The sequence below is a fragment of the Streptomyces sp. SID4985 genome, from assembly GCF_009863025.1.
Classification (GTDB): domain Bacteria; phylum Actinomycetota; class Actinomycetes; order Streptomycetales; family Streptomycetaceae; genus Streptomyces.
Window position 1 is genome coordinate 1 of record NZ_WWIR01000269.1, and the last position, 3712, is coordinate 3712.

Consider the following 3712-nt stretch of genomic DNA (forward strand, 5'->3'; position numbering starts at 1 on the left):
AGGACGCCTGGGCCACCGCCCTCGCCCGCTACGCCCGCGCCTACGCCGACCACCACCAGGGCAACACCGGCCGGGCCTGGCACCGGGCGCGCCGCGCGCTGGCCGGTCTCGACCCCCACCCCGCCCCGCTCGACACCGCGCCCGACATGCCCCAAGTCCGGGCTGCCCTGCGCGCGTTGCTGACGGAGATCGAGTCCTCGGTGCCCTCGGGCGTACGTCCGGCGGTCCCGGGGCCGCGCAAGGACAGCCCGACCCTGTGACGCGGATCACTTAAGAATCTCATAAGACTGTGGGCAACTGTTTACCCACGTAACCGGTCATCTCTGCGAACACACCGATCACTCACGCATCCGAGGTTCGCATGAAGCTTCGCCGTTCCCTGGCTCTGGCCGCTGCCACGGCTGCCATCGCCCCCGCTGTGCTGCTGGCGGCCCCGGTCGCGTACGCCTCCGACGAGGTGCCGGCGGCCACGTCCTCCGAGTCGACGTCGACGTCGACGGAGGAGAGCCAGTCCACCACCGTGACGACTCCGGGTACGGAGGAGACGACGGCGAGCACGGAGGAGACGACCCCGGGTTCCGAGGAGACGACGGCGGGCACCGAGGAGACCACCTCGGGCACCGAGAAGACGGCTCCCGACACCAAGGCGTCCACCCCGGCCGCGGACGCGTCGAAGTCCACCGACGCGTCGCCGTCCGCCAGCCCCTCGCCGTCCGCGTCGGCGTCCGCGTTCCCGACCGAGTGCGACGAGGACACCGAGCCGAAGTTCGACAACAAGCTGCGCACCAGCCTCTCCGGCCTGCCGTCGAAGATCGTGGCGGGCAGCGGGTTCCACAACTTCAAGCTGAACGTGAACAACACCGGCGACCACGCCTACAAGCGGGTCGACCTCGGTGTGTTCGCCGCGGCCGTGAGCGAGGACGACCTCTCCGACAACCACCTCACCCTCCAGTACAAGGACCCGACCACCGGCGCGTGGACGGACATCTCCCTGGACATGGACAGCGACGACGCGGGCTACCTCGGCTACACCGACGTCCAGGCGAAGGAGTCCTTCTCCATCGACCTGCGTCTGGCCGTCGACGCGAAGGCCCCGGCCGGTTTCGGCTTCGCCGTCAGCGTCGGCATGTACGCCGACGACAAGGGCAACTGCGTCCAGTCGAGCGACGACAACTTCTACGAGTTCGACGTCCTCAAGGCCGGTGCCGCCCCCGGCAAGCCGACCGACGCCAAGCCGCAGGGCGGCCGCAAGCCGCTCCCGGCCAAGCCGTCGGGCAACACCCAGATCTCCCCGCAGGGCCACCTCGCCGAGACCGGCGCCAGCTCGGTCCTGCCGCTCTTCGCGCTGAGCGGTGGCGCCGCCGTCGCGCTGGGCGCGGGCGCGGTCTTCGCCGTCCGCCGTCGCAAGGGTGCCGGTTCCGGCATCGTCGCGTAACCGTCGTTTCCCGGCGCCCGGCAGCGCCGTACGCGCACACGGGGCCTCGTCCACCCACCGGTGGGCGAGGCCCCGCGCCGTACGACCGGTACTCTTCCCTCCGCCGTCAACCGCGCCACCGTGCCCCTGGTTCCGGCGTTCATCAGACCTGGCCGGACGTGTCGTCAAGCCGTCGGCAGCGTGGTCGTCGTCGTGTGGCTCGGCGTGCCGCCGGGAGAGGATCAGCGTGGGTTCCAGGAGCGAGAGCGAATTCGGTGCGGCGGGAAGCGGGTTGACCCCGGGCGGATCGACGGTGGGCGGATCGACGGTGGGTGGACCGGCCGTCGGCGGACCGGTCGTGGGCGGGGGTGATCCCGCCACCCTGCAGATCCGCCGGGTGGACCTCGCATCCGGTGCCCCGCAGGCCGAAGCCGCCCCCGTGGCCGCGCCGGCCAAGAAGTCCGGCGGCAAGGCGGCCGGACTCCTCAAGTCCAGCGCCGTCATGGCCGCGGGCACCCTGGTCTCCCGGCTGACCGGCTTCCTGCGCACCCTCGTGATGGGCGCGGCCCTCGGCGTCGGCACGCTCAACGACTCCTACCAGGTCGCCAACACCCTGCCGACGATGATCTACGTCCTGGTCGGCGGCGGCGCGCTCAACTCCGTCTTCATCCCGCAGCTCGTGCGGTCGATGAAGGAGGACGACGACGGCGGCGTGGCCTACGCCAACCGTCTGATGACCCTGGTCATCACGCTCCTCGGTTCCGTCACCGCGATCTGTGTGGTGGCCGCGCCCTGGCTCATCCGCCTGATGTCGCCGTCCATGGCGTCCCACCCCGACCAGCTGGCCGTGGCGGTCACCTTCGCGCGCTGGTGCCTGCCCACCATGTTCTTCATGGGCCTGCACGTGGTGATGGGCCAGATCCTCAACGCGCGCGGCCGGTTCGGCGCCATGATGTGGACGCCGGTCCTCAACAACATCCTGATCATCGTGGCGTTCGGCTCGTTCGTCTGGGTCTTCGGCTCGGCCGGGCACTCCGGCATCTCGGCCGCCTCCATCAGCCCCGAGGGCGTACGGCTGCTCGGCATCGGCACCCTGCTCGGCCTCGCCGTCCAGTCGCTCGCGATGATGCCGTACCTGCGCGACTCCGGCTTCCGCATCCGGCTGCGCTTCGACTGGCGTGGCCAGGGTCTCGGCAAGGCGCTGGGCCTGGCCAAGTGGACGTTCCTGTTCGTGCTGGTCAACCAGGCCGGCATGGTGGTCGTCACCCGGCTCGCCACGGCGGCGGGCGCGGCGGCGGAGAAGACGGGCCACCCCGGCACCGGCATCACCGCCTACAACTACGCCCTGCTGCTCTGGCAGATGCCGCAGGCCATCATCACCGTCTCGATCATGACGGCGATCCTGCCGCGCATCTCCCGCGCCGCCCACGAGGAGGACTTCGCGGGCGTCCGCGACGACCTCTCCCAGGGGCTGCGCTCCTCGGCCGTCTTCATCGTCCCGTGCGCCTTCGCCTTCCTCGCCCTCGGCGTCCCGCTGATCCAGCTGCTGTACGCCGGTGCCGGTGAGGAGGGCGCCCGCAACATCGGCTTCGTGCTGATGGCGTTCGCGCTCGGGCTCGTCCCCTACTCCGTGCAGTACGTCGTGCTCCGCGGCTTCTACGCCTTCGAGGACACCCGCACGCCCTTCTACAACACGGTGATCGTCGCGGCCGTCAACGCCGCCGGGTCCGTCGCCTCCTACCTGCTGCTCCCGGCCCGCTGGGCCGTCGCGGGCATGGCCCTGTCGTACGGCCTCGCCTACGCGACCGGCGTCCGCGTCGCCTGGACCCGGCTGCGCAAGCGCCTCGGCGGCGAACTCGACGGCCGCCGCGTCACCCGCACCTACCTCCGCCTGATCGCGGCCTGCGTCCCCGCGACGGCGGCGGCGGGCTTCCTCGTCCGCTGGCTCTCCGGCATCACCACGAACGCCGTCCTCTCCTCGGCCATCGCCCTCACCGCCGGAGGCGTGGTCCTCCTCGTCCTCTTCGCCGTCTTCGCCCGCCTCTTCCGCGTCGAAGAGGTGAACGCCGCCCTCGGCATGCTGAAGGGCCGCCTGGGCCGCTGAGTCACCAGCCGGTCAGCAGCAGGTGGTTGACCAGCAGCGCCGTGACCGCCTGGGCCCCGAGCCAGACCCGGGGCCCGGGCAGATACGCGCACACCGGGAGCAGCCACATCGCGAACGGCAGCCAGATGCGCTCCGTCTCGGCCTTGCTCATGCCCGACACGTCCGCGACGAGCAGGGCGAGCAGGGCCGCCCCG

2 protein-coding genes and 2 pseudogenes are annotated in these 3712 nt (G+C 71.3%); 3 read left to right on the forward strand and 1 reads right to left on the reverse strand.

The window, feature by feature from the left end:
- The 3 genes and pseudogenes from GTW40_RS11150 to murJ all read left to right on the forward strand — a co-directional run.
- A pseudogene (locus GTW40_RS11150) lies at positions 1-260 on the forward strand (hypothetical protein); the annotation flags it as partial.
- A gap of 101 nt (positions 261-361) precedes the next feature.
- A complete protein-coding gene (locus GTW40_RS32595; RefSeq protein WP_202485716.1) occupies positions 362-1435 on the forward strand; it encodes an LPXTG cell wall anchor domain-containing protein in 1074 nt (357 codons plus the stop codon).
- Positions 1436-1742: 307 nt separating this feature from the next.
- Positions 1743-3518, forward strand: coding sequence for a murein biosynthesis integral membrane protein MurJ (murJ, locus tag GTW40_RS11160; protein WP_343245661.1), 1776 nt, complete (start codon positions 1743-1745; stop codon positions 3516-3518).
- Position 3519: 1 nt separating this feature from the next.
- Here murJ and GTW40_RS11165 read toward each other — a convergent pair.
- Positions 3520-3712, reverse strand: a pseudogene (locus GTW40_RS11165) (hypothetical protein); the annotation flags it as partial.

What these genes read in the sequence shown, in the direction of transcription:
- GTW40_RS32595 (WP_202485716.1), top strand. Translation starts at nt 362, where the DNA reads ATGAAGCTTCGCCGTTCCCTGGCTCTGGCCGCTGCCACGGCTGCCATC.